The sequence below is a fragment of the Streptomyces sp. KM273126 genome, from assembly GCF_004337435.2.
GTDB classification, from domain to species: Bacteria; Actinomycetota; Actinomycetes; order Streptomycetales; family Streptomycetaceae; genus Streptomyces; species Streptomyces acidicola.
In genome coordinates, this window is record NZ_SJXB02000002.1 from 1,809,364 (window position 1) to 1,834,169 (window position 24,806).

Annotated in this window: 21 protein-coding genes; 8 read left to right on the forward strand and 13 right to left on the reverse strand. The window is 71.1% G+C overall.

What is annotated here, in order from left to right; genetic code table 11:
- Window positions 1-301 precede the first annotated feature (301 nt).
- Window positions 302-1,072, forward strand: a complete 771-nt coding sequence (locus E0500_RS38725; protein WP_131561967.1) for a GntR family transcriptional regulator — start codon at window positions 302-304, stop codon at window positions 1,070-1,072.
- A gap of 13 nt (window positions 1,073-1,085) precedes the next feature.
- On the opposite strand, the gene E0500_RS38730 is transcribed toward E0500_RS38725, so the two are convergent.
- The 4 genes from E0500_RS38730 to E0500_RS38745 form a co-directional block, all read right to left on the reverse strand.
- Window positions 1,086-3,455: a zinc-dependent metalloprotease gene (locus E0500_RS38730; protein ID WP_131561965.1), complete on the reverse strand. Its 2,370-nt coding sequence runs from the start codon at window positions 3,453-3,455 to the stop codon at window positions 1,086-1,088.
- A 192-nt stretch (window positions 3,456-3,647) separates the two neighbouring features.
- Window positions 3,648-4,520 carry an LLM class flavin-dependent oxidoreductase gene (locus E0500_RS38735; protein ID WP_131561963.1) on the reverse strand — a complete coding sequence of 291 codons (873 nt, stop codon included), beginning with the start codon at window positions 4,518-4,520 and terminating at the stop codon, window positions 3,648-3,650.
- A gap of 61 nt (window positions 4,521-4,581) precedes the next feature.
- Entirely contained in the window at window positions 4,582-6,213 is a 1,632-nt protein-coding gene (locus tag E0500_RS38740; protein ID WP_131561961.1) for a cellulase family glycosylhydrolase, read from the reverse strand.
- A 35-nt stretch (window positions 6,214-6,248) separates the two neighbouring features.
- Window positions 6,249-7,391 (reverse strand): GDSL-type esterase/lipase family protein, encoded by a 1,143-nt coding sequence (locus tag E0500_RS38745; protein ID WP_131561959.1) that lies wholly within the window; start codon window positions 7,389-7,391, stop codon window positions 6,249-6,251.
- Window positions 7,392-7,533: 142 nt separating this feature from the next.
- Here E0500_RS38745 and E0500_RS38750 point away from each other — a divergent pair, with 142 nt between their 5' ends.
- Entirely contained in the window at window positions 7,534-7,713 is a 180-nt protein-coding gene (locus tag E0500_RS38750; RefSeq protein ID WP_131561957.1) for a hypothetical protein, read from the forward strand.
- Between the two features lie 52 nt (window positions 7,714-7,765).
- On the opposite strand, the gene E0500_RS38755 is transcribed toward E0500_RS38750, so the two are convergent.
- The 8 genes from E0500_RS38755 to E0500_RS38790 all read right to left on the reverse strand — a co-directional run bounded on the left by E0500_RS38755 (window position 7,766) and on the right by E0500_RS38790 (window position 16,592).
- The gene (locus E0500_RS38755) at window positions 7,766-9,868 is read right to left on the reverse strand and encodes a PQQ-dependent sugar dehydrogenase (protein ID WP_309505292.1); all 2,103 of its coding nucleotides are present in this window, start codon (window positions 9,866-9,868) and stop codon (window positions 7,766-7,768) included.
- Window positions 9,869-9,979: 111 nt separating this feature from the next.
- Window positions 9,980-10,948, reverse strand: a complete 969-nt coding sequence (locus E0500_RS38760; RefSeq protein ID WP_131565297.1) for a hypothetical protein — start codon at window positions 10,946-10,948, stop codon at window positions 9,980-9,982.
- A gap of 54 nt (window positions 10,949-11,002) precedes the next feature.
- Window positions 11,003-11,788 (reverse strand): ABC transporter ATP-binding protein, encoded by a 786-nt coding sequence (locus E0500_RS38765; RefSeq protein ID WP_220141492.1) that lies wholly within the window; start codon window positions 11,786-11,788, stop codon window positions 11,003-11,005.
- Complete coding sequence (locus E0500_RS38770) at window positions 11,781-12,524, reverse strand: ABC transporter ATP-binding protein (RefSeq protein ID WP_131565295.1); 744 nt, start codon at window positions 12,522-12,524, stop codon at window positions 11,781-11,783. Before E0500_RS38770 ends, E0500_RS38765 begins: the two co-directional genes overlap by 8 nt.
- Window positions 12,525-12,528: 4 nt before the next feature.
- Complete coding sequence (locus E0500_RS38775; RefSeq protein WP_220141493.1) at window positions 12,529-13,629, reverse strand: branched-chain amino acid ABC transporter permease; 1,101 nt, start codon at window positions 13,627-13,629, stop codon at window positions 12,529-12,531.
- Complete coding sequence (locus E0500_RS38780; RefSeq protein WP_131565293.1) at window positions 13,613-14,500, reverse strand: branched-chain amino acid ABC transporter permease; 888 nt, start codon at window positions 14,498-14,500, stop codon at window positions 13,613-13,615. The genes E0500_RS38775 and E0500_RS38780 overlap by 17 nt, the downstream gene beginning before the upstream one ends.
- 7 nt (window positions 14,501-14,507) lie before the next feature.
- On the reverse strand, window positions 14,508-15,734 hold the full coding sequence (locus E0500_RS38785) for an amino acid ABC transporter substrate-binding protein (RefSeq protein ID WP_131565291.1): 1,227 nt from the start codon (window positions 15,732-15,734) through the stop codon (window positions 14,508-14,510).
- Between the two features lie 282 nt (window positions 15,735-16,016).
- Window positions 16,017-16,592 (reverse strand): TetR/AcrR family transcriptional regulator, encoded by a 576-nt coding sequence (locus E0500_RS38790; protein WP_131565289.1) that lies wholly within the window; start codon window positions 16,590-16,592, stop codon window positions 16,017-16,019.
- A 347-nt stretch (window positions 16,593-16,939) separates the two neighbouring features.
- Here E0500_RS38790 and E0500_RS38795 point away from each other — a divergent pair, with 347 nt between their 5' ends.
- The 4 genes from E0500_RS38795 to E0500_RS38810 are packed head-to-tail and all read left to right on the forward strand — an operon-like array spanning window position 16,940 to window position 21,798.
- Window positions 16,940-17,545 (forward strand): (2Fe-2S)-binding protein, encoded by a 606-nt coding sequence (locus E0500_RS38795; RefSeq protein ID WP_131565287.1) that lies wholly within the window; start codon window positions 16,940-16,942, stop codon window positions 17,543-17,545.
- On the forward strand, window positions 17,542-18,534 hold the full coding sequence (locus tag E0500_RS38800; RefSeq protein ID WP_131565285.1) for a xanthine dehydrogenase family protein subunit M: 993 nt from the start codon (window positions 17,542-17,544) through the stop codon (window positions 18,532-18,534). The genes E0500_RS38795 and E0500_RS38800 overlap by 4 nt, the downstream gene beginning before the upstream one ends.
- A complete protein-coding gene (locus E0500_RS38805) occupies window positions 18,531-20,663 on the forward strand; it encodes a xanthine dehydrogenase family protein molybdopterin-binding subunit (RefSeq protein WP_131565283.1) in 2,133 nt (710 codons plus the stop codon). Before E0500_RS38800 ends, E0500_RS38805 begins: the two co-directional genes overlap by 4 nt.
- Window positions 20,656-21,798, forward strand: a complete 1,143-nt coding sequence (locus E0500_RS38810) for an XdhC/CoxI family protein (protein WP_131565281.1) — start codon at window positions 20,656-20,658, stop codon at window positions 21,796-21,798. Before E0500_RS38805 ends, E0500_RS38810 begins: the two co-directional genes overlap by 8 nt.
- Window positions 21,799-21,830: 32 nt before the next feature.
- Here E0500_RS38810 and E0500_RS38815 read toward each other — a convergent pair whose 3' ends face one another.
- Complete coding sequence (locus E0500_RS38815) at window positions 21,831-22,469, reverse strand: hypothetical protein (protein ID WP_131565279.1); 639 nt, start codon at window positions 22,467-22,469, stop codon at window positions 21,831-21,833.
- Window positions 22,470-23,091: 622 nt separating this feature from the next.
- On the opposite strand from E0500_RS38815, the gene E0500_RS38820 reads away from it, so the two are divergent.
- Window positions 23,092-24,228, forward strand: a complete 1,137-nt coding sequence (locus tag E0500_RS38820) for an LLM class flavin-dependent oxidoreductase (protein ID WP_131565277.1) — start codon at window positions 23,092-23,094, stop codon at window positions 24,226-24,228.
- The gene (locus tag E0500_RS38825) at window positions 24,225-24,803 is read left to right on the forward strand and encodes a GNAT family N-acetyltransferase (RefSeq protein ID WP_131565275.1); all 579 of its coding nucleotides are present in this window, start codon (window positions 24,225-24,227) and stop codon (window positions 24,801-24,803) included. The genes E0500_RS38820 and E0500_RS38825 overlap by 4 nt, the downstream gene beginning before the upstream one ends.
- Window positions 24,804-24,806: the final 3 nt, after the last annotated feature.

Here is a 24,806-nt window from a genome sequence, read left to right on the forward strand (position 1 = left end):
GTCGTGGCCGGAGGTGCAAGGTAGCCCCGGCTCCGAGCGCCGCGCAAAGGGCTGTGCTGCCTGTAACAAAGCTGTTCAGGGCCTGGGAGAGGGGTGCTGTGGAGCCTCGTGACCCGGTACCTGATGCAACAGGCTTCCGGTCGGTCGTGGCAGACTTCGCGAGAAGGCGGACATGTGACCTCACCTGTTGCAACAGGTGAGGGCGGCCTGCGGGGTGGATCCCCCTCCGGCGTCGGTGGCGCGGCCTCGACGTTTAACAAAACTTCTCGAATGATGAGACATTGTCCAGGAAGTGAGACGTATGGAAGTCGCTGCCTATCGGGCGGTCGCCGCCGATCTGCGTCGCCGGATCGAACAGGGTGAGATCGCACCGGGCGAGCCGCTTCCCTCACGCGCCGACATCGCCCGTGTGTACGGCGTCGGCTCGAACGTCGCCGCCGCCGCGGTGCGGTCCCTGGAGACGGACGGACTCGTCAAGGGCCGGGCAGGGGTGGGCGTCTTCGTCCGCGAGCCGTCCTCGTCGACGACCATGGCCAGGTCGTGGACGCACCAACGGCTCCAGGGAAGACTGGCGGTCGACGGCGGACGCGACAGCTCCGACGACCGTTCGGTGCGCAGCACCCCGCACTCCAGGACCGAACCGGCCGGGGAGGACGTCGCCCGGCGCCTGGGCATCGCGCCGGCGGACCTCGTGGTGCGCAGCGAGTACCTCCTGGCCCGGGACGGCAGACCGGCCATGTTCTGCGTGAGCTGGGAACCGCTCAGCATCACCGGCGGCACACCGGTCGCCCTCCCCGGAGCCGGCCCCATGGCGGGCCACAGCGTCATCGCCCGTATGTCCTCCATCGGGCTGGACATCACCCGCTCCACCGAGACGGTCACGGCCCGGCTCGCCACCCGGGAGGAGGCGGACGCCCTGGACGTGGTGCAGGGCGCTCCCGTCGCGGCGATCGAGCGCACCTACTACGCCGACGCCCACGCCCTGGAGACCGCCGACCTGGTGGTCCCCGGTGAACGCTTCCGGCTCGCCTACGAGATACCCGCGGTGTCCGACGGCGTGGACATCGCCTGAGCGGGGGCGCCCGTCAGTTGGGCGCGCCCGGCGGGATGCGGGGCAGCGGTTCGACCCGTACCGCATCGGGGTCCGCCAGATAGGCGGACAGCAGCTCCGCGGCCTCGTACTCCTGGGCGCCCTCCTGCCCGGGGCCCGCGGGACGCCGCAGATCGGCGGCGAGCCGGCGCACCACGGCAAGGACCTCGGCCCGGACCGGCGCGTGCAGCCCGGTGCCGCCCAGGACGGTCAGCAGATGGTGCAGGAGCAGCCAGCCCGCCGTGTACTGGACGGCGGCGCCTGCCGTGACACCGGAAGGGACCGGGTCGGTGCGCCGCCACGTGGCGGCCAGAGTCGCGTCCAGCAGCTCGGTCACGCCGGGCACGGCGGGATCGACGGCATGCTGCCAGGCGAGACGGTTCAGACGACCGGGCTCCAGGAGCTGTTCGGTGACCATCGCCGCGGCCGTCCGTGCCGCCGCGAACGGATCGAAGACACGTCCCGCCAGGGTGTCGAAGTACTGCGAGGTCCGGCCGTAGCGGATGCCCGGGGGAGTCAGCACCGCCAACGCCCGGTCGGGCAGAGCCAGTTCCTCGGCGCGCAACAGCTCCGTCAGTGCGCTCACGGCCCGCCGCTGCAGCATGGCGTCCACGGCCACGGTCCCGCCGCCGTTCTCCCCGGCCCGCCCGTACGCGTAGCGGACACCGCCGATCAGGCGGGCCGCGGCCGCCACCTCGTGCCGGTGCAGCAGATGCAGGAGCACGATCCGCTCCTCCAACTCCCCGGTCTGCCGGTCGGGCGGCAGCACGCCGGGGGAGAAACCCGCCAGGGCGACACGGCGCACCCGCAGACACGCGGCGAGCGCGTCCAGCGCGTCCCCGGCACCCGGCATCACCCAGGGCACCCCGTCGGGATGTCCGGCCTCCGGCCCGCGTCCGTCCTCGTCGGTGACGTACACCAGCCCGGCCGCCGCGGCCTCGGCGCGCAGCGCGGCGAGCGCGTCCTCCTCGTCGCGGCCCGGGAACTCGCCGTAGGCGTGGGCGACCAGGAAGTGGTCCCAGGGGCCAAGGCCGGTGCCGTAGGCGGCGGACAGATCGAGCCGCCCCTCAGCGGTCACCCCGATGTGCGGGTGCGGGTAGTCCATCACCGAGGGCCGGGGGTGCCGGGTACTGGCGAAGTTGTGCATGAAGCCGAGGGCGTGTCCGATCTCGTGGGCCGCGAGCTGGCGGACCCGGGCCAGGACCAACTCCTCCACTGCGGCCACACGTTCCGCTTCCTCGGGATGACCGTAGGGCGCCAGCAGGGCCTCGCCCAGCGCCCGCACCTGGTCGAGGCGCTGCGAGCCGAGCCGTACCCGCGCGGTCAGGATCTCGCCGGTCCGGGGGTCGGTGAGCGCCTGCCCGTGTGACCAGCCGCGCCCGGCGCGATGCACCCAGACCACCGCGTTGACATCGGGGTCGTACGGGTCGAAGTCCGCGCCACCCACTTCCACCCGGTAGGCGTCCGCCTGCCCGATCCGGGCGAAGGCGTCCTGCCACCAGTTGCCGCCCTCGACCACCGCCGAGTGAAACGGCTCCGGGACCGCCGGATCCACCTGGAAGACGATCGGCCGCCGGACCCGCGCCGGGTCCGCCCCCGTCCGCTCCAGCCGGAACCTGGGCTGCACCTTGACCTGGGTGTCCGCCGTCCCGGCCAGCCGGTGGTCGGTGTAGCCGATGCCGTAGCCGCCCGAGGCGGGGTGGTAACGCCGGGGCGGCAGTGGCGGATCGGGCAGCCGCATCAGCTGGAGCTGCTGGACGAAGGTGAGGACGGCCGGATCGGCGGCGGCCTCCCGCACCGCCGCACCCTGTCCGGGCCCCCGGAAGGTGAGCAGGGCCGGCAGCCGGACGCCACGGGGACCGGTGCGGCTGTCGGCCGTCAGGGGAAGGCTGGTCGAGGAGTCGAGGACGTAGTCACCCTGCCCGTGCTCGCGCAACTGCTCCGCGATCCGGTCGTGGTCGGTGACGACGAGACCGGTGACATCGACGACCACGACACCGTCGTGCTCCCGGAGCACCGGTCCGCTCCACACGACGGACGGCGCGAAGGATTCCGCACCGGCCCGTACGGCGGCCGGATCGCCGCTGGTCCGGACGTGCTTGTTCCGTACGAGGAACAGCACCCGGTTTCCGACGCGCCGGAACTCCGCGAGCCGGACCTTCCCCGCCCGTCCCCGGTCCAGCCGCAACTCACTGGAGCCGAGGCCCTGGGCCAGGGAGACCATGAGCAGGAAGGCGGAGTCGAAGTCCCGGACGCCGATCAGTACCCGGCCGGGCTCACACCCATCGGTGACGAGTTCCAGGAACTTCGGGGACTCCGGAGAATCCTCCCCGGCGCGAGAAGCGCGGGCATCGTTGTCGGCCATGCCGGTGTCTCCAGGTGCTGTGTTGCGGCGGTACATCGTAGGCGAGGGGACACCGGCCGGCGGGGCCGTGTGCCGGGCGTAGGACGGACGGCTGCGGATGGACGGCTGCGGATGCACGGCTACGGACGCACGGCTGCGACGGGGAGGCGGTGCGCTCACCGCTCATGCGGAGCGCTCACCGCGACTGCAGCCCTAGCGTCCCAGAGCCTTCAGGATCGTTCCCAGTTGCCGGACCGGCTCGGGTCCGGCCATCCGCAACACGACCGTGTCCGCACCGGCCTCCGCCAGTTCGCGGACCTGTCCGGCGGCCTCCACGGCTGTGCCGGACACGGTGAACACCTGCTCGGCCGGGCGGCCGAGCCAGGCACTCTGGCCCTCGACATGAGGCCGTAGCGCCTGCGCCACCTGGTCGGCGTCGTCGCCCACACAACAGAAGGCGAACACCGTCAGCGTGTGGTCGGCAGTGGCTCCGCCCTTGTCGATCAGTGCCCGAGCGCTCTCCAGGTCACGCGGCCCGTGCCCCTCGGCGATCAGTGTGCCGTCGGCGACCCGCCCGGACAGCTCCAGCGAGCGGGGCCGCACGACACCCGCGACCAGCGGCGGCGGCTCCGCGGGCGGATGCACCAACTCCACACCGTCCAGGCGTACTTCCCGCCCGTCCATTTCGACGCGCCCCCCACGCAGCAAGGCGCGCACGGAGGTGATGGTCTCCTCCAGCAGAGCGAGGGGCGACCGCGCCGCGACGCCGACCGACGCCATCCATTCCTGCACCCCGTGCCCGATCCCGGCCACGAGCCGACCCGGGAACACCCGTGCCAGCGTCGCCACCTCCATCGCCAGCAATGCCGGACTCCGCAGCGGCGCGGGCATGATCCCGATGCCGACCCGCAGGCGTTCCGTCGCTCCGAGCGCGACGGACGCGGCCGACACCCCTCCGGGCCACCCGAGGTCCTCGACCACCCAGAGGTCGTCCGCTCCGAGTGCCTCGACCTCGCGTGCGAACCCGGGCAACCCCTCCGGAGCCCAGTCGCGGTCGTACATCACACCGATCCGAATCCTCGTCATGCACGGAAATCTATGTCCGCCCAGGCGAGTGATCAATGGTGTCAGGCGGCGGTGGCCGGGGTCAGGTCAGTGAGCAGGCGGAGCCGTTGAGGGTGAAGGCGCCGGGGCTGGGGTTGGCGGTCGCGCGGGTGGCCGTGAAGCCGACGGTGACCGAGCCCGCCGCGGGGATCGTCGCGGTGTACGAGGCGGAGGCGACGCTGACCTCGGCGCCGCTCTGCGTCGCGGTGCCGCCCCACAGGTTGGTGATGCGCTGGCTGTCGGGGAAGGTCCAGCGGAGGGTCCAGCCGTCGATCGCCGTGCTGCCGGTGTTGCGGATGACGATCTCGCCCTGGAATCCGCCGGACCACTCGTTCGTCACCCGGTAGCCGACGCCGCAGGCCGCCGAGGATCCGCCGGAGGCGGTGGTGACCGTCACGGTGCCGGAGCGCGGTGAGCGGTTGCCGACGGCGTCGCGGGCATAGACGGCGAAGGTGTAGGAGGTGGACGGGGCGAGGCCGGTGACGGTGGCGGAGGTGGCGGCCGTGCTGATGGCCGCGGTCTCGTTCCCGCCGCTGACGCGGACCACGTCGTAACCCGTGACGCCGACCGCGTCGGTGGCGGCGGCCCAGGTCAGCCTGACGGACGAGGAGGTCACGGCGGAGGCGGTCGGTGTCCCGGGAGCGGTCGGGGGAGTGGTGTCGCCGCCGCCCGAGGAGTAGACGGTGGCTTCCTTCGAGGTGGCGGCGATGCCGTTGGCGCCGTTGAAGACGCGCCGGCCCCACGAACTGAGCTGGTTGGGATCGAAGTTGACCGCCAGGTCGAGGATCGGATCGGTGTTGCCGCTCCAGGACCAGGCCAGGTAGCCGAGCCTCAACTGCTGGGCGGCAGCCATCATGGTGTCCTCGTCCGGGTCGCCCCACTGGTCGGCCGGGCCGCCGAACTCACCGATGAGGATCGGGAGTTTCGCGTTGACGAAGGCGTTCAGGTAGTCGGTGATCTCCGCCGCGGTGTCGTAGACGCTGTACATGTGGATCGAGAAGATCAGGTTGCCGGTGGTGTCGGCGGCATGGACGGACTGGGCGTTGGCGCGCATGACGCCCTGCCAGTCCTGGCCCCAGTTGGGAGCGTCCACCATGATCGTGTGCTCGAAGCCGGCGTTGCGCAGCTTCTTGATCGCGGCGATGGTGGGATCGGTCCAGCCCTCGGGATTGGTGTTGCCCCAGGGCTCGTTGCCGATGTTGATGACGACGTAGTTCTCCTGGCCCGCGAGCACGCTCTTCAGACCGATCCAGTACTCGGCCGCCTGGTCGAGGGTCCCGGCCGCGGCATCCTCGCCGTAGCCGGTGGTGTCGTGCACCTCCAGGACGCAGATGAGCCGGTTGGCCTTGCACTGGGAGATGACGTTCGCCACGTCCGAGGCGCTGTTCGCGGTCCATCGATGGCCGTCGGCGAGAACCACCCGCACGGTGTTGGCGCCCAGCGCCTTGACGTCGGCCAGCGACTGCGTCTGGTTCGGATACCAGGTGTGGGCGTGGTTGACGCCCCGCATGACGAAGTCGTTGCCGTTGCCTTCCACCAGACGGCCGTTGGTGATGTGGAGGCCGGTGGCCGCTGCCTGGGCAGGCGTGGCGAAGGAGAGCAAGGGGACGAGCAGGCTCAGGAGGGCGGCCACGACGGCGGCCACTCGTGGGGCGGTGCGGGTGCGGGATCTCATGGCGGCTCCCAAGGGTGAGATGGGGTGACGGTCCGTCAGGAAGAAGCGGTGCGCGCCGTACAAGTGACAGTCGCCGACGGGGCGCCGGCCGTTGCCGGGGCACTGGCGATGAAGCCGAAGGTGGCGCTCGCGCCGGGAGCGAGGGTGCCGTTCCAAGCCTCATTGGTGACGGCGGCCGTGCCGTCGGTCGTCGTTGTGAGGGTGCCTCCCCAGATCTGGGTGAGGCGGGCGCCGTCGGCCGGTGCGACGGTCACGGTCCAGCCCGAGACGGGGGACGCGGACGTGTTGGTCACCGTCACCTCGCCCTGGTAGCCGCCCTGCCAGACGGAGGGCGCCCGGAACGACGCGGAGCAGGAGGGCTGACCGCCGCCCGGGTCACCTGGATCGCCCGGGTCACCGGGGTCGCCGGGGTCTCCTGGGGTACCCGCGTCGAGCAGCGCGGCCAGGGCCGGGTACCAGCGGGCGGCGATCTTGTCGTCGCCGGAGGCGTTGGGGTGTACGCCGTCGTAGGTGTCCGTGGCGGTGCTGAAGCCCGTCCACTGGTCGACCACGGTCACGGAGGAGCGGTCGGTGCTCGTCGTCCGGGCCCAGTCGGGGATCCGGGCGTTGAAGTCGACAACGCGCTGGGCGCAGGCCGTGCAGCTGCCGGGGTTCATCGGGATGAGCTGCGCGACGAGGATCTTCATGTCCGGGTTGGAGGCCCGCATCTGCTCCACGAGCTTGGAGTAGGCGGCGAGAATGCGGTCGGGTGCGATGGCACTCCAGACGTCGTTCGTGCCGAAGTGCATGACAACGATGTCCGGCAGGGTGGCGGCCAGCCGGCCCGGCAGGAGGTTCTGATCCGCCACGCTGGTGACCAACTCGCCGCCGTGGCCCTCGTTGTCCCCGTCATGCGGCTGTCCGCAGCCCTGAGGGCCGAGGGTGCCGACGAAGTCGATGTCCGTGTAGCCGGTGCTCTGCAGCCGGTTCCACAGCACCGCCCGCCAGCAGCCCGGCGAGCCGGTGATCGAGTCGCCCAGCGGCATGATGCGTACGGTCCTGGTCGTGGGGTTCGCGGTGGCTGTGGCGCGGGGCGCGAGTGGTCCCCCGATGGCCAGGAGCAGGGCGGCCAGGAGGCCGAGAACCGCAATGATCCGCACGGAGGTGTTCCGTGGCGGTAAGTGGCGGGTGCTGCGCATGATGGTCCCTTCCCTCGTAAGGTGGGAGCGCTCCCATGAGTCATCAAGCCACCTTGTCATTTACACGTCAAGGCCCCGGGCGGGTCGTCAACGGAGTGCGGCGGCCGTACCCAGCGCGGCCTCGCCGCCGACCGGCAGGGGCGTGAACCGGCTCGCCCTGCGGAAACTGATGATCCATCAGGCGTACGGCGCCAGGGGTTGCACGGCACCACGCCACTGGTACGTGGCCGATGACATCCCCGTCAACGCCATGGGCACGACCCAGAAGTTCGTCCTGCTCCAGGGCGTCATCGATGGCGATCTGATCGAACCAGGCATGTGACGAACCATCTTTGACGGGTGCTGCCCCGACTACAGCGACGGGTGATTGTTCATCACTCACGCGGTCTTTCGGGAGACGAGACCTTCAGGCTCCGCAGCCTTCCCGTGTTGTCGAACGATCCGAAGCCCACCCTGCCGGAGGCGAGGGTGGTGTCGACGGCCGTCATCAGCGGACGCTTCGAGCCGTCGACGTAGACCGCGATCTCGCCGCTGCTCGCACAGCGCACCACCCGCACCCTGTGCCAGTCGGTGTCGTCGATGGCGGGCGGTGCGCCCGTCCTGCCGTTCCACTGGTCCTCGATCCGCACCCGGTCGGCGTCGTTGACGACGAACACGCCGTTGTGCGGGTAGATGGTGTTGTCCGAGGACAGATGGACGTACGAGAACTTCGTGTCCGACTGGTAGTCGAAGACGAGGATCACGTCCCGGTTGGTGATCTCCACGGGGGTGTCGATCCGAACCTCCGCGTCGATCCGTACGTTGGCGTACTCCCGACCCGCGGTCAGCACGGCGTACTCGAACGGGCGGCGCGGGCCCGGGCGTTGGACCCCGGCCTCGGCGAGTACGGCCTCGCGGCCCGGGAACCGCCACTTGGCCGGGGTGACCGGCGCCCAGTTCGCACCGTCCATGACATGGGTGAGCCGGGAGCCGTCGGTGTCGCAGGAGGCGAACGTGCGGGTGCCGGTGACCTTCCAGATCTTGCCGTTGGCCTTGGACAGCAGATACAGCTCGCCGTCGGCGTCCCGCCCGAAGCGCAGGTCCACCCGGGTGTCCCCGGCCAGATCCCGCATCGTGACGCGCTTGCCGCTCTCGTCGTACAGCATGAGCTCGTACAGCTGGGCGAGTTCCTTGCTGCCGCGCCGCATGTCCTTGGTGTCCGCGAACAGCAGACGTCCGTCGACGAGGTCCCCGAAGATGTACGTGCCGCGCAGCTCGGGCAGGTCACGGCCGCGGTAGACGAAGCCGCCGACGACGGCCCGGCCGACATCGGAGCGGCAGTTCCAGTCGGCGGGCGGATCGTGGTCGTAGGCGGCGACGGGATACGTGTAGCCGTACCGCTCGTCGTCCTCGGGGAGCGTGCGGAGCCGCTCGCAGGGGTTGGCAGGTGTCCTGTCGAAGACGAAGGCCCCTTCGCGTTCGCTCCAGCCGAGGTTGTCGCCCGCGCGTACCTCGTAGACGGACTCCACGGCGTGCTCGCCGATGTGACCGAGGTACATGCGGTGGCTGCCGCTCGGGTCCCAGCTGAAGCGGTGCGGGTCGCGCATGCCGTACGCGTAGATCTCGCCCAGCGCGCCGGGAGTGGAGGTGAACGGGTTCCTGGCCGGGATGCCGTACTTGCCGTTGGCGCTGTCGGTGCCCCGTGGGTCGATGCGCAGGATCTTGCCGTGCGGCAGGGCGAGGTCCTGGGGTTCGGTGTTCCGCACGCCCTCGCCGCCGTCGCCGACGGCGACGTAGAGCAGGCCTCGGTCGGGGCTGTCGGGCCGGGCCGTGGGGTTGAAGTCGATCTGCTGGATGCCGTGGATCGTGCCCGCGAAGCCGATGCGCAGGACCTCGCGACGGGTGCCCCGGAAGCTGTCGGCCGTAGGGTCGTCGGCGGTCCACTCGGTGATGACGCCGTGGTACTTCGTCGTGGCGGTCTGCCGGAAATCGGGTACCGCGGTGGTGGCGGAGGCCAGTTCGGTGTGGACGGTGTAGAAGCGGCCGTTGCGCCGGAAGCCGGGGTCGAAGGTGACGAACCCGAAGCCCTGGCCCATGCCCTGGCTGGCGAAGAACTGCGGGGCGAAGGCGGCGGCGACGTCGAGGTAGACACGCGGCGTGCCGTCCTCGACCAGGTACAGCTTGCCGTTGAGGTCGGGGACGGCCATCCGGCCCGACCGGTCGGGTAGTTCGCTCAGGTAGTTGATGCGGGCCTGCCGTACGAGCCGTGGATCGGTGACCGGGCCGGGTGACGGCTCGGTCTTCGGGAAGGCGGCGTACTCCTCGACGGTCAGCCCGATCCCGGAGGCGGCGGGCCGCTCGGGTATGGGGTCGGTGACGGGGTCACCGGCCGCGTACGCCGTGCCGGGGAGGGCGACGAGGGCCGACAGCAGCAGGGCGAGGACGACGAGAGGCGCCAGTAAGAGGGCTCTCGGTCTCACGCAGGGAGATGCGGGCACGGGTGACACTCCTTCGTGACGCGGAGGGGCGGCGGGCGGCGGGCGGTGGCGAGAGGGCAGTGGGTAGGAGGGCGGGGCAGGGGGCAGGGGGCGGAGGGCAGGGGCCAGGGGTCAGCGACTGGTCACCAGGCGGTACTGGGCCCGGATGTGCTCCCCGTCCACCGCCCGGTTCAGGAACATCAGGCTGTCCATGCGGCAGGCACAGGGATTGCGCTCCGCGGTGTTCTGCGGGAAGCTGCCGCCGATCTTGATGCCCCGAGGATCGGTGGGCGATGACCGGTGCGGGCCCGGTCCCGACAGGTCCCAGGGATCGCCGGGCACTGTGTAGAAGCCGTCGAGCCGTTGCCCGTTGCGGTACAGCGCCATGGCTCCGGTGCCGAAGTCGAAGGTGGCGGCGAGGAAGACCCACTCACCCTCGGGCAGCAGGGTCCGCCAGTCCCGGGAGGCGGCGAACGTCTGCGAGCTTGCCCCGTCGACGCGTCGGCCGAGGGCGACCAGCCGCAGCTCGCCGTTCACGTCGATGATCTCCAGCAGGGCCCGCACCGCGTGGCCGTCGGAGTCCCCCGACAGCACTCCGGCCAGGCCGACGGCGCCGTAATGGTCGTCCGGGGCGGCCGTGTTGCTGTTGGGGGCCGGATTCGGGCCGGTCGTCTTGAACCAGCCCATGACGGTGACTCCCTCGGCCGCGTTGAAGGCCCGCAGTGTCGGAATACCGGAGGGACCGTAGACGCCCGCCTTCCAGTCGTCGTTGCCCGGGGCCTGCGGGTTCACCTGCCGTACCTGGAGCGAGGTCCGGCTGCCCCGGTGCGCCCCGTCCGCCGTCCGCATCCGGGCCCCGCCGTTCACCAGGTCGATGTCCGTCCGGGAGAAGCCCAGGTCCCGTTCCTTCGCCGGGGCACCGCGCACGGGGTGCTCGAAGTCGTAGTACGCCGCGAGGTGGGGCCGCAGAGAGGGGTGTACGAGGCCGGGGCGGCCCCCGGCTTCGGCGGGTGCCGCTGCCAGGGCGGTCAGGGCGGTCAGGGAGGCGGCCGCAGCCCAGGTGAGGGCCGTGGCCGTGGGCCGACTGCGTCGCTTGAACATTCCACTCGCTCCTTGGCGCGGTGGGGCATGGACGGGGGGCGGGTCCAGGGCCGGTCAGCGCACGGGTCGGCCACCGAGATAGAGCTCGCCGAGCTGTGGGTCGGCGAGCAACTCGTGTGCCGGGCCCGCGACATGGACCCGGCCGAGGTCGAGGACGCAGCCGGTGTCGGCGGCCTCCAGGGCGCGTCGCGCGTTCTGCTCGACCAGCAGCACGGCGGTCCCCGCGTCCCGCATCCGTACGATCTGCTCGAAGACCACACCGGTCGCCTTGGGGTCGAGGCCCATGGACGGCTCGTCGAGCAGCACCACCCGCGGGCTGACCATCAGCGAGCGCGCGAACTCCACCTGCTTCTGCTGGCCGCCGGAGAGCAGCCCGGCGAGGTCCGTCCATCGCTCGGCCACGACAGGGAAGAGATCCCGCACGAACGCCACCCGCTCGGCGACGACCGCCTTGTCCCGCAGGGTGTAGCCGCCCAGCAGGACGTTCTCGGCGACCGTCATCTCCCTGAAGACGCTGTGCCCTTGGAGGACATGCGCCACTCCGGCGGCCAGCATGCGCTGCGGTCCGCGGCCGGTGACGTCCTCGCCGTCGACGAGGATCCTGCCGGAGCGGGGGGTGAGGAGTCCGCTGGCGACCTTCAGGACCGTGGACTTGCCCGCGCCGTTGGGCCCGACCAGGCAGACGATCGCCCCGGCGGGCACCCGGACCGTCAGCCCGCGCAGGACCAGGGCCGCCCGGCCGTAACCGGCGCGGATGTCGTCGAGTTCGAGCAGGAATTCAGAGCTGGATTCAGAGCTGGATTCAGAGTGGAATTCAGAGGGAAAGTCAGCGTCAGACACCAAGGTATGCCCCGAGGACTCGTTCGTCGGACTGGATCACCGAGGGCGGCCCCTGCGCGATCGGGCGGCCGCGGTCGAACACGATGACGTGGTCGCTGAGGCTCATGACCATGTCCATGTTGTGCTCGACGATCAGGAACGTCCGCCCCTCGGCGTTGAGTTCGCGGACCAGGTCGCAGATGCGGTCGATCAGCGCCGGGTTGACGCCGCCCGCCGGCTCGTCCAGCAGGATCAGCTCCGGCTCGCTCATCAGCACCCCCGCGAGCTCCAGCAACTTCTGCTGCCCCCACGACAGTTGGCGAGCCTCCGCCCGCTCCAGATGCTCGATGCCCATACGGGTCAGCCAGCCGCGCGCCCGCTCGGTCTCCTCGCGTCCGCCCGCGCGTGCGAGTTGTCCGGCGAGAGAGGGAGGACGCACGGCGGCGAGGAGGTTGTCCAGCACCGTCATCCGGGGGAAGACACGGCAGAGCTGGAAGGAGCGCCCGATGCCGGCGCGGGCGATCCGGTGCGAGGGCCTGCCGGTGAGGTCGCGGCCTCGGTAGGTGACGCGGCCCGCGTCCGGGCGGATCATCCCGGTGACGCAGTTGAAGAAGGTCGTCTTGCCCGAGCCGTTGGGGCCGATCAGGGCGTTGACCTTGCCGTGGTGGAAGGTCACGGTGGCGGAGTCCAGCGCGGTGACCCCGCCGAAGGCCTTGGTGAGCCCTGCGGTCGCCAGACTCGGCTCTGGCTCGGGCACGACCTCAGGCGCTCCTTCCGCTTCGTTCACCGTCCCTCACCTCCGTTCCGTCGCTCTGTTCGCGCCGCCCCCGCAGTTCGGCGGCGGTCACCTCCCGGATCGACGTCCCGCCGCTGTCGCGGAACCGGCCGAGCAGAGCTCCGGCGGCCGGGATGACTCCGTCCGGCATGAACGTCACGACCACTCCCAGGAGCAGCCCCGCCACCACCAGGTGCAGAGGGGTGTCCCCGTACTCGACCTTGGCGTACTCCAGCGCGTATCCGACGGCCACGGCCCCGAGCAGCGGCCCGTACAGGTGGCGTACGCCCCCGAGCAGGGCCATCAGCACCATGTACGACCCGCTGAGGATGGAGAACTGGAAGACCGGGTCGAGATCGCCGAACCAGAGCGCGTAGAGCCCGCCGGCCAGCGCCGTGAAGGCGGCGGAGACGACGAAGACCACCAGCTTGTAGGTGTACGTGGGCGTACCGAGGGACTGGGCCTTGTCCTCGTCCTCGCGGATCGCCTTCAGCCCCATGCCGAACCGCGAACGGTCGATGGCCCACCAGGCCAGCAGGGCCGTCGCGAGCAGCGCCAGGAAGAGGAAGTAGAAGGTGCGGTGGTGCTCGGCACGCAGCATGCCCGGGAAGGGCCGCGGTACGACCAGTCCCCGGGAACCGCCGGTGAAGGAGGCCCAGCTCTGGAAGACCAGCAGCAGGACGAGGACGAGCGCGATGGACACGATGACGAACGAGGCGCCGCGTACCCGCAGAGCCGCGTAGCCGACGGGGACGGCGAGCACGGCCACCAGGGCACCGGCCACGAACAGCGCGACGAACGGTGGGAGTTCGGCCTTGACGACCAGCAACCCCGTCCCGTAGGCGCCGAGTCCGGCGAATGCCCCGTGACCGAGGGAGATGTAGCCGGTGAAGCCGCCGACGAAGTTCCAGGAGGTGGACAGCACCGCGTAGTTGAGGATGGCGATGCCCACCGTGATCTCGTACGGGCTCGGGGCCATGGACGGGAAGGAGACGGCCACGGCGACAGCGGCCAGCAGGACGCCGAGGTGCAGCAGCCCGCGCCTCGGGAACGGGACGGACGACAGGGTGTCAGAATCGCTGCGCAAGCCGCCCCCCGAAGAATCCCTGCGGCCTGACCGCCAGGGTGACGAAGAGCGCGACGTAGAAGACGGTCTGCGCCCAGGTGGTGGAGAGCTCCAGTTGCAGCAGGCTCTGCAGCATGCCCAGCGTCATGGCGGCGATGGCGGCTCCCGGCACGCTGCCGAGGCCCCCGACGACGATGATGGCCATCAGCGGACCGATCCAGTGCCAGTGCAGCGACGGGTAGATGGTGGTGTCGAGGGAGAGTGCCGTACCGCCGACGGCCGCCGTGGCGAGGCCGAGCCCGAATCCGTAGCCGGCGATCCGGTCGGTGTCGATGCCGAGCAGCTGGGCGGCCTCGCGGTGCTGGATGGTGGCCCGCAGCGCCTGGCCGAACCGGCTGTGCTTCATCAGGACGTAGAGCCCGAGGAGGGCGAGCGCCGCCATCCCGAAGGCGATCAGCTTGACCACCGCGACGCGCGCCCCGAAGAACTCGATGCTCGCCGAGCTGTAGCCGAGCCGGATACGGCGCTGGGTGCCGCTGAACACGTAACCGAGCAGCCCCTCGATGACCAGCGCCACCGAGAAGGTGAGCAGCACCGACATCATGGTGAGTGTCGCCGGTCGGAGGCGGGTGAGGAGCAGCCGTTGCATGGCGACTCCGGCGGCGAAGAACAGCGGCACGGTGACGAACAGGGTGAGCAGCGGGTCGATCCCGGCCTCCCGGTGGGCGTACCACGCGAGGTAGGCGGCGAGGATCAGGAAGGCGGCGTGGGCGATCATCACGACGCGCATGACGCCGAAGTAGAGGGTGAGACCCGCGGCCAGGAGGGCGTACAGCCCACCCAGCAGCACACCGAGGACGACGCTCTGGAAGACGAGGCTCGCGGAGGGCACGCGGGCATCACCACTTCGGCTTCGGGTAGACCGGACCGGTTTCCTGCTGCGCCTCGGGGAGCACGATCTGGATCTCGCCGTCGACCCACTGCTGGATCATGTGCGCGCTCTGGGGGCGACCCTTGTCGTCCCACTTCAGGGGCCCGACGACGGTCTGCACCGTGTTGCCGCGCAGCCACTCCACCAGCTTGCCCTGGCAGTCCGGGTCCTGGGAGGCGCACTCGGCCGCCTCGACGGCCGCCGCGACGACCTGGCCCGTCGTGTAGGCGTTGGCCTCGTCCTCCTCGGGGGCCTCGCCGAACTGCTCGGTGTACTTCTCGACGAACTCCTTGTTGCTCGGGTAGTCGGCCTTCTGGGTGTAACCGGTGGGGGCGAGGATTCCCTCGGTCTTGTTGCCGATGGCCTTGGCGAACTCCGGTTCGGTCGGTGCGGTGGAGAAGGCTGCCATCTTCGGCTGGTAGTCGAGCTGTTGGAGGGCGACGATCAGGTTGACGCCGTCCTGGTACTGGGTGCCGCCCACCACCATGTCCGCCCCGGAGTCGGCGATCTTGGCCGCGATGTTGCCGAAGTCGGTGGTGTTGGGCGGGTAGACCTCGTCGGCGACGGTCCTGACGCCGCCCTTCTCCAGTTTGTCCTTCAGCCCGTACGCCGTCCCCTGGGCGAAGGGGTCGTCCATGGCGGCGTACGCGACCGTCCGGGGACGCTCGCTCTCCGGCATCGCCAGGATGTAGTCGGCCAGGTGGTTGTAGTGGTCGTCGGCGACGGCCGGAGCCGCGTAGAAGAGGTTCTCGAAACCCTGGGTGAAGACCTCCGGTGCCGCTCCCGCCGGCTCCACGAAGAGCATTCCGTACTCCTCGGCCACACGCGCGGAGGGGACGACGAGCCGGGTGGAGAAGGGGCCGAAGACCAGGTCGACCTCGTCCCTGCCGATCAGTTGCTCGTAGTCGGAGACGACGCGGTCGGCATTGGACTGGTCGTCGAGGATCTTCAGCTCGACCTTGCGGCCGAGGAGTCCGCCCTGAGCGTTGATGATCTTCGCCCAGGCCTTGTATCCCCTTTCGACGCCCTTGCCGGGTTCGGAGAAGTCGCCGGTCAACGGTAAGGAGACACCGATCACGATGGGGTCATCGGACGATTCCTGGGAGCCGGAGCCCGAGCTGCATCCGCTGGCGGTGAGCACCAGGGCGAGCGTGGCTGCGGCGATCCCTCCTTGCAGACGGTGCGTTCTGATCATCGCTGGACACCCCTCGTCGGCTGGACACGCCATACGGGTCGGCCGGAGTTCGTGGTGCAGGAAAGCGCATTCGTCGGAGCTTCCCCCTATGTAAGCCGCCTGGTGCCGATCCGGACAACAGTCGTGCACGCACCAGTTGTCCTTGATGTGACGTCTGGGTACTTGAGGGGCGCATGTGAACACCGTGATCGGCGCCCGCGGTGACTCGACTGTCTGCGTGGGGAGGTGAGTGCGAGTTGGGGGAGTCCCGTCCGTATCGGGAGGTAAGGGGCGGGGCGCAGCTCAGCGTCCGGGCGCTCCCGCGCGCAGTCCGTCCATGATCAGGTCCAGGAGCCGGGTGGCGCGCGGCTGCCAGTCCCCGCGAGGGTCGATCTGCCAGAGGCCGCCGATGGCGAGGAGGCAGTCCTCGGCGGTCACTCCCGGACGGATGGTGCCGGCCTCTTCGTTGGCGCGGAGCAGGAGTTCGGCCGCGGCGGTCACCGGGGCGTGTCCCGGTTTCTCCGCGGACCCCGGTCCGCTGGTGGCCTGCCGGATCGCGTCCGCCAAGCCGGCCTTGGTCATGGCGAACCGGGCGAGGCAGTCCATCCACTCGCGCAGCGCCTGGTCGGGTTCCCGGGTCCTGAGCAGCTGGGCGGCGCTGTCGGCGACCTGCTGCATCTCGTGCCGGTAGATCTCCAGGACGAGCGCCTCGCGATTGGGGAAGTTGCGGTAGAACGTACCCTGCCCGACGCCCGCCTTCTTGGCGATCGCGCTCAGCGGGGCGTCCACGCAGTGGGTCAGCTCGGCCACTGCGACCTCCAGGATGCGCTCGCGATTTCGCTGCGCGTCCGAGCGCAGAGGTGCGTCCTTCTTCTGCACGCGTCCTCCTCGCGGGCCCGTGGCCGAAACCCGTCCTTGCTTAACCGGACAGCTGTCCGTTACGTTTCTATGAACGGACAGCCGTCCGGTCAGGGTCACCTTACCCGTGGAGGCGGGTGGTGTCGGCGGCCGATGGTCGTCGCTCTCACTGTCCCCCCGCGTGCATGTTCCCGAACCGGCGTCGTCACGTGCAGCGCCATCACTGTTTCTCCTTCATTTATCGCCCCTTTCAGGTCACCAACCAATACGTCACCCTCTGATACGTCACCTTCCGATATGTCTCCTGATGCGTCTGACTGCCGGATCGTCTCCCCGACGTGCTCCGGATATGCGAAAGAAGGCTGATCATGGCCCCAGTCCCCTCCTCGACGTACAGCGCCATCACCTTGAACATCAACGGCGAGAAGCACGCGCTGTCCGTCGACCACCGCACCACCCTGCTCGACGCCCTGCGTGAGCGCCTCGATCTGACCGGCACCAAGAAGGGCTGTGACCAGGGGCAGTGCGGTGCCTGCACGGTCCTGCTCGACGGACGTCGGGCCGTGTCCTGTCTGCAGCTCGCGGTGGCGGCCGAGGGACGTGAGATCACGACCATCGAGGGCGTGGCCGAGGGGGAGCAACTGCACCCGGTGCAGCAGGCGTTTCTCGATCTGGACGGCTACCAGTGCGGTTACTGCACACCGGGACAGATCTGTTCGGCGATCGCGGTGATCGAGGAGCACGCCGCGGGCTGGCCCAGCGCCGCCACCGACGACGTCCGGCCCGAGGCGGGGCCGCCACCCCTGACGCCCGAGGAGATCCGGGAGCGGATGAGCGGCAACCTGTGCCGCTGTGGCGCGTACGTGTCCATCGTCCAGGCGGTCGCCCGTGCCGCCGCCGTCGAGGCGAGGACGGCCGGGAACGAGACCGCCGAGACCGCCGAGACCGCCGAGACTGCGGAGGCGGCGGCATGAAGGAGTTCTCCTACCAGCGCGCGCTCGACATCTCCGGCGCGGTCGCGCTGCTCGACGCCGACCCGGACGCCCGTTTCCTCGGCGGCGGCACCAACCTCGTCGACCTGATGAAGACCGGCGTCGAGCGGCCCGCCCGCCTCGTCGACGTCCGTGAACTCCCGCTGGACCGCATAGAGGTGCCTCAGGACGGCGGCCTGCGGATCGGCGCGACCGTCACCAACAGCGACCTCGCCGCCCACCCCGAAGTCCGCCGCCGCTACCCGGCGTTGACGCAGGCGGTGCTGGCGGGCGCGTCCGGGCAGCTGCGCAACATGGCCACGGTCGGTGGGAACCTGCTCCAGCGCACCCGCTGCGGCTACTTCGCCGACGTGACCAAGCCGTGCAACAAGCGTGAGCCCGGCAGCGGTTGCCCCGCCGTCGAGGGGGAGCACCACAACCACGCGATCCTGGGCGCTTCCGCGCACTGCGTGGCCACCCACCCCTCCGACATGGGGGTGGCGCTGGCGGCCTTCGACGCCGTCGTGTCGTACGAGACGGCCGACGGGCCCGGCGAGCTGCCGCTCGCCGAGTTCTACCTCCCCGTGGGCGACACCCCGCACCGGGAGACCGCCCTGCCGCCGGGTGCGCTGATCACGGGCGTCACCCTGCCGCCCGCGCCGGTCGCCGCCCACTCGCGGTACCGGAAGGTGCGCGAGCGCGCCTCCTACGCCTTCGCCATCGGCTCGATCGCCGCCGCGCTCGACATCAAGGACGGTGTCGTACAGGACGTGCGGCTGGCCTTCGGGGCGGTGGCGTCCCGGCCGTGGCGGGCCCGCACCGCCGAACGCGCCCTGGCCGGGGCACCGGCCGACGCCGAGACCTTCGCCGCCGCCGCGGACGCCGAACTGGCGGCCGCCGAGCCGCTGCCGCACAACGGATACAAGGTGACCCTGATGCGCAACCTCGTGGTGGCCGTGCTGACCGAACTCGCCGAGGAGACCGCCCGATGACCACCGCCACGACCACGACCGGTACCAGGGCGGTCAACGGCTCCGTCGGCACCGCGCACACCCGTGTGGAGGGCCGGGACAAGGTGACGGGGACGGCCCGGTACGCGGGTGAGATCCCGTTCGCCGAACTCGCCCATGGCTGGCTGGCGCTGTCCACCGTCGCCCGCGGCCGCATCCGCTCGGTCGAGACCGAGACCGTCCTCGCCATGCCGGGCGTGCTGACCGTGCTGCACCACGAGAACGCCCCGCGTGTCGACACCGACTACGTGGGGCTGCTCGGCGCCCCGGACCCGACCGCCGCCGTCTTCCAGCACGACCGGGTGCCGCATGTGGGATGGCCGGTGGCGCTGGTCGTCGCCGAGACGTCCGAGCAGGCCAGGGAAGCAGCCGAAGCGCTCGTCGTGCACTACGAGCAGGAGCCGCACGACGTCGCGTTCTCCGCCGACCGCCCGGACGCGTACGAGCTGGACGCCTTCGGTCCGGCGGTGATGGCCAAGGGCGAACTGGACGCCGGACTCGCCGCGTCCGCGGTCGTCGTGGACGCCGAGTACACCACCCCGGAAGAGCACCACAACCCGATGGAGCCGCACGCGGCGACGGCCCTCTGGGACGGCGGGCGACTGGAAGTCGTCGACTCGAACCAGGGCACCACCTGGGTCGCGAGCGAGCTCGCGAACCTGTTCTCCCTCGACCCGGCCTCGGTGCACGTACGGTCCGAGCACGTCGGCGGCGGCTTCGGCAGCAAGGGCCTGCGCGCCCACCAGGTGGCCGCCGTGATGGCCGCGACCGTGCTCCAGCGGCCCGTCCGGGTCGTCATGACGCGCCGTCAGATGTTCTCGCTCGCCGGCTACCGCAGCCCCACCACGCAGCGGGTCAGGCTCGGCGCCGACGCCGACGGCCGGCTGCGCGCACTGGAGCACAGCTCCCTGAGCCTCACCTCGACCGTGCACGAGTTCGTCGAGGCGAGTGCCGGGCCGGCCCGGGTGATGTACGACGCCGACGCCCACCACACGGCCAACCGGCTCGTACGGCTCGACGTGCCGACCCCGACCTTCATGCGGGCGCCTGGTGAGGCGCCGGGGTCGTTCGCGCTGGAGTCGGCGGTCGACGAGCTCGCCGAGAAGTGCGGCATCGACCCGATCGAGCTGCGCGTACGCAACGAACCCGAGCGGGGTCCCGTCTCCGGGCTGCCGTTCAGCAGCCGCAACCTGATCGCCTGCTTCCGGGAGGGCGCCCGCAGGTTCGGCTGGGCCGACCGGGACCCCCGTCCGGGCCTGCGCCGGGACGGCCGCTGGCTGCTGGGCACCGGCACGGCTGCGGCCTCTTTCGGCGCGATGGCCATGCCGTCCACGGCGGCCGTGACGGCGGAGGCGGACGGGACCTTCACCGTGCGGGTCAACGCCTCGGACATCGGAACGGGGGCCCGGACCGCGCTCACCCTGGTCGCCGCCGACGCGCTGCGGACCACACCGGATCACATTCGTGTGCACATCGGCGACAGCGACCTGGGACCGGCGATCATCGCCGGCGGTTCGATGGGCACCCGCTCCTGGTCGTGGGCGGTCATGATCGCGGCCGAGGAACTGCGGGAGCGGCTCGCCCTGAACACCGGCATCCCGCCGGAGGGGATCACCGTACGGTCGGACACCACCGCGGCCATCGGCGCCCTCTCCCAGAAGGAACGGCACTCCTTCGGGGCGCAGTTCGCCGAGGTCGCCGTGGACCCCGCGACCGGCGAGGTGCGGGTACGGCGCATGCTCGGCATCTTCGCGGCGGGCCGGATCGTCAACCCGCTGACCGCCCGCAGCCAGCTCGTCGGCGGGATGACGTGGGGCATCTCCATGGCCCTGCACGAGGAGGCGGTCCGGGACGCGGCCACGGGCGGTCACTACGGTGCCGACCTCGCGGGCTACCACGTCGCCGCGCACGCCGACATCCCGCACATCGAGGCGGACTGGGTGGACGACGTGGACCCGGACGACCCCGTCGGGATCAAGGGCATCGGCGAGGTCGGCATCGTGGGCGCGGCGGCTGCGGTCGCCAACGCGGTGTGGCATGCGACCGGGGTACGCCACCGCGACCTCCCCATCCGCCCGGACCGCGTACTGACGGCCGGCGGACATGCTTGACATCGCCGAGGAGCTGCACCGCTGGGCCGAGGAGGGTCGGAGCTTCGCCGTGGCCACCGTCGTGGCCGTCAGCGGCAGCGCACCACGCGGCCCCGGTGCGGCCCTCGCCGTCGACAGCGAGGGCACGGCCATCGGATCGGTCTCCGGGGGCTGTGTGGAGGGAGCGGTGTACGACCTGTGCGCGCAGGCGCTGAAGGACGGTGAGAGCGTTGTCGAACGCTTCGGCTACAGCGACGAGGACGCCTTCGCGGTCGGGCTGACCTGCGGTGGGGTCATCGACATCCTGGTCACACCGGTCGGCGCGGACGCACCGGTGAGGCCGGTGCTCCGGCCGGCGCTGTCGGCCGCCGCCCACAGTGAGCCGACGGCCCTGGCCCGGGTCGTCCGCGGCCCGGCCGAACTCCTCGGCCAGGCCCTGCTCGTGCGCCCCGACGGCTCCCACGAAGGGGGTCTCGGCGGCCACGCGGAGCTGGACCGCACGGCGCTCGCCGAGGCCAGGGCCATGCTGGACACCGGCACCACTGGCACGATCGAGCTCTCCGAGGACGGATCACACTGCCCCGGCGGCCTCACCCTGCTCATCGAGTCGAGTGTGCCGCCACCCCGCATGATCGTCTTCGGGGCGATCGACTTCGCGGCGGCGCTGGTGCGCGCCGGCAAGTTCCTCGGCTACCACGTGACCGTGTGCGACGCCCGCCCCGTCTTCGCCACCCGGGCCCGCTTCCCCGACGCCGACGACATCGTCGTCGACTGGCCGCACCGCTACCTGCGGAGCACGGAGACCGACGGGCGCACCGTGCTGTGCGTGCTCACCCACGACGCCAAGTTCGACGTGCCCCTGCTGAAGGAGGCCCTGCGGATGCCGGTCGCCTTCGTCGGCGCCATGGGCTCCCGCCGCACCCACACCGACCGCGAGCGGCGACTGCGCGAAGTGGGCCTCACCGAAGGGGAGTTGGCCCGCCTCAGATCACCGATCGGCCTCGACCTCGGCGCCCGCACCCCCGAGGAGACCGCCCTGTCCATCGCGGCGGAGATCGTCGCGCTCCGCAGGGGCGGGACGGGCGTTCCGCTGACCGGCTCGGGGACACCCATCCACCGTGACGGAGGTGAGCGGGGCGCCGTGGTGGCGGCCTGAAGCGGGGTGGGACGCGACGCGTCGGGCTTCGCTCAGGGCTCCCCGGGGCCCGTCACGGCGCCCGGCGGGGCGATGCCGGCCAGGGAAGCGCGGGCGTGCTCGACCCAGCGGGTCACATTCCGTGGGTCGTACCGCCGGGCCTGGTCTTCGAGTGTGCGGACCGCCGCGCGTACCCCTGCCGCCTCGCCCCCGCGGGCGCCGTTCAGCATGACCTGGGCGCACATCGCGCGCAGGTAGCGGTCGACGCAGTCGCGGCGCCCGTGCCCGCCGACCAGGGTGCGGTAGGCCGCGATGCCCTGGGTGAACCCGTGCGCGGCGGCGGCGTCGCGGCCGCACGCCAGGGCGAAGGTGCCGAGCATGAGGGCGGCCTGGCCGCGCAGTTGCTCGGCCCGGGCGCCAGGGTGTCTGGTGGCGAGCCAGGTGAGCCTGCCCGCGTGCTGTCCGAGGAGCAGGGAGGCCTCACGGCGCTCCCCACGGGCCCCGATGGCGGCCGCCGAACGCACCGCCCCCTCGAATGCGGCGAGTTGGGCGGGCTCGTCGGCGGCCGTGGCGGCGAGCAGCGAGCGCAGCTCCTGCCGCATGCCGCTGAGGGCCTCGAACACGAAGTCGCGAACCTCGCCGCCCCTGCGGTGTGCGGGAGTGCCGGTATCGCCGCCCAGCCACCGGGTCACGGAGCGGGCCGCGCGGCCGAGCGCCGGATCGTCGGCGGACGGACGGCTGTGCTGCGCCGGCGTCTGCTCCAGGGCGCGCTCGGCGCAAGTGGAGGTCGCCCCGGCAGATCAGCGCGGTCGCCGGCGTGCCGCGACCCGGGAGGCCTCGGCGGCGAGACCGGCCCGGCTTCACCCGTCGGGGTGATCCAGCTGTGGGACGACCCGGCAGGCCGAGGGGAAGCCGGTCGGAGCCGGTCCGGCATGCGAGCGCTGGTTGACGATGAGCGGGTTGTCATGCTCAATTGGTCGCATGAACGCCCAGCAGCGCTTGGTCTCGCGCGACCACATCGACTTCGGTCGGGTGTGGTCCGCGGCGTGTTGCGCCTGACACGGCGGCGGGCCGTCTGACCGGCCCATCTCTCCCTCGGTGACCCCGTAGCGGGCCGAGTTCTCCTCTCGCACCGCCGACGCGCGCTGCCGCCGCCCCGTTTCCCCGACGCCACGGCGTCCGCACGCACGCTCCACCTCACCGCACCTTCATCGTCCCTGGCGGACCGTCATGTAGGGCCGCGCGCAGGGCTGTTCCGCCCTGCCCGCGTGCGTCGTCCGACCGGCCCACAGCCCGTACGAAAGGCTCCCTCTCATGCCCGTGGAGTTCCTCGGTATCGCCGCGACGAACAACGGCTCCGAAACCGCACCGCGCTCCGGCGCCGCCTTCGACAAGGACTACACACTCCGCCTCGCCCGCGCGCACGAGGACCACGGCTGGGACAGGGTGCTGTTCGCCTACGGCTCCGGATCGCCGGACCCCGCACCCGCGGCCGCCTATATCGCGAGCAGGCTGGACCACCTCCGGATCCTGCTCGCCCACCGGCCCAACGTCTCGTACCCGACCTACGCCGCGAAGACCTTCGCGACCCTCGACCAGATCAGCGACGGCCGGCTGACCGTGCACTTCATCACCGGCGGCAACGACCGCGAACAGGGCCGCGAGGGCGACACCCTCACCAAGGACGAGCGCTACACCCGCACCCGTGAGTACATCCGGATCGTCAAGAAGATCTGGACCACCCACGACCCCTTCGACCACGAGGGCGAGCACTACCGCTTCCACGACTTCGTCAGCGACGTCTTCCCGGTCCAGCAGCCGCGCCCCAACGTGTCGTTCGGCGGCTCGTCGCCCGCCGCGTACGCAGCGGGAGGCGCCGAGGCCGACATCTACTGCCTGTGGGGTGAGCCCCTCGCGAGGACCGCCGAGCAGATCGAGAACGTGAAGGCCGCCGCGAAGGCCGCCGGCCGCACCGACGTGCCGCGCATCCAGGTGGCCTTCCGGCCGATCATCGCCCCGACCGAGGAACTGGCCTGGGAGAAGGCCCGTCGCACGGTCGGCGCGATCAAGGCCCGCAAGGAGAAGGGCGAGGCGATCACCAAGCGCCACAACGGTCAGGAGCAGCCGCAGAACACGGGCTCGCAGCGGCTGATCGCCATCGCCGAGGCGGGGGAGCGTTACGACCGTGCCCTGTGGACCCCGACGGCCGCCGCCACGGGCGGCGCGGGCAACTCCAACGCCCTGGTCGGTACGCCGGAGACCGTCGCCCAGGCCCTCCTGGACTACTACGACCTCGGTGTCGACATCCTCTCCGCCCGCGGCTACGACCTGCTGGGCGACGCGATCGACTTCGGCCGGCACGTGATCCCGATCGTCCGCGAGGAGGTCGCCAAGCGCGACGCCGAGCGAGCGGCCAGCGGTCCGGGGACCCTCACGGCGGTGAACGGATGACCTCCGTCGCACAACCATCGCCGCCACCAGCTGAACTGACGGTGGTTCAGGTGACGGTGGCCGACCCGCGCGTCAGACCGCTGCTGCGAGAACTCGGCCACGAGTACTCGACGCGCTACGGCAAGGACGCCCACGCCGAGATCTCCCGCTACCCCGACGAGGAGTTCACCACACTGTACGGCGGCGTCCTGCTCCTGCTCCTCGAAGGCGGCGAGCCGGTCGCGGGTGGCGCCTTCCGCCGGTACGACGCGACCACGGCCGAGCTCAAGCGGATCTGGACGCACTCCGCCCACCGCCGGCGCGGTCTCGCCCGACGCGTCGTCGACGAACTGGAGCGCGAGGCGGCAGCCCGCGGCTACCGGCGCATCTATCTGACCACGGGACCGCGCCAGCCCGAGGCGCGCGCCCTGTACCTGGCCACCGGCTACCTCCCGCTGTTCGACACGGAGGCGGACCCGGAAACGATCGGCCCCCTGCCGTTCGAGAAGCACCTGCCCGCCCCCGCTCCTGCCCGACGGGGCACCTCCGCCTCCGCGACCGACACCTCGCCGGTCAATCCACCCGCGCATGCCTGAGAG

Bases quoted from the DNA above. Each gene is read 5' to 3' on its own strand.
- E0500_RS38820 (WP_131565277.1), top strand. From the start codon at position 23,092: ATGCCCGTGGAGTTCCTCGGTATCGCCGCGACGAACAACGGCTCCGAA.
- E0500_RS38745 (WP_131561959.1), bottom strand. From the start codon at position 7,391: ATGCGCAGCACCCGCCACTTACCGCCACGGAACACCTCCGTGCGGATC.
- E0500_RS38795 (WP_131565287.1), top strand. From the start codon at position 16,940: ATGGCCCCAGTCCCCTCCTCGACGTACAGCGCCATCACCTTGAACATC.
- E0500_RS38725 (WP_131561967.1), top strand. From the start codon at position 302: ATGGAAGTCGCTGCCTATCGGGCGGTCGCCGCCGATCTGCGTCGCCGG.
- E0500_RS38760 (WP_131565297.1), bottom strand. From the start codon at position 10,948: ATGTTCAAGCGACGCAGTCGGCCCACGGCCACGGCCCTCACCTGGGCT.
- E0500_RS38735 (WP_131561963.1), bottom strand. From the start codon at position 4,520: ATGACGAGGATTCGGATCGGTGTGATGTACGACCGCGACTGGGCTCCG.
- E0500_RS38800 (WP_131565285.1), top strand. From the start codon at position 17,542: ATGAAGGAGTTCTCCTACCAGCGCGCGCTCGACATCTCCGGCGCGGTC.
- E0500_RS38825 (WP_131565275.1), top strand. From the start codon at position 24,225: ATGACCTCCGTCGCACAACCATCGCCGCCACCAGCTGAACTGACGGTG.
- E0500_RS38785 (WP_131565291.1), bottom strand. From the start codon at position 15,734: ATGATCAGAACGCACCGTCTGCAAGGAGGGATCGCCGCAGCCACGCTC.
- E0500_RS38810 (WP_131565281.1), top strand. From the start codon at position 20,656: ATGCTTGACATCGCCGAGGAGCTGCACCGCTGGGCCGAGGAGGGTCGG.
- E0500_RS38805 (WP_131565283.1), top strand. From the start codon at position 18,531: ATGACCACCGCCACGACCACGACCGGTACCAGGGCGGTCAACGGCTCC.
- E0500_RS38730 (WP_131561965.1), bottom strand. From the start codon at position 3,455: ATGGCCGACAACGATGCCCGCGCTTCTCGCGCCGGGGAGGATTCTCCG.
- E0500_RS38740 (WP_131561961.1), bottom strand. From the start codon at position 6,213: ATGAGATCCCGCACCCGCACCGCCCCACGAGTGGCCGCCGTCGTGGCC.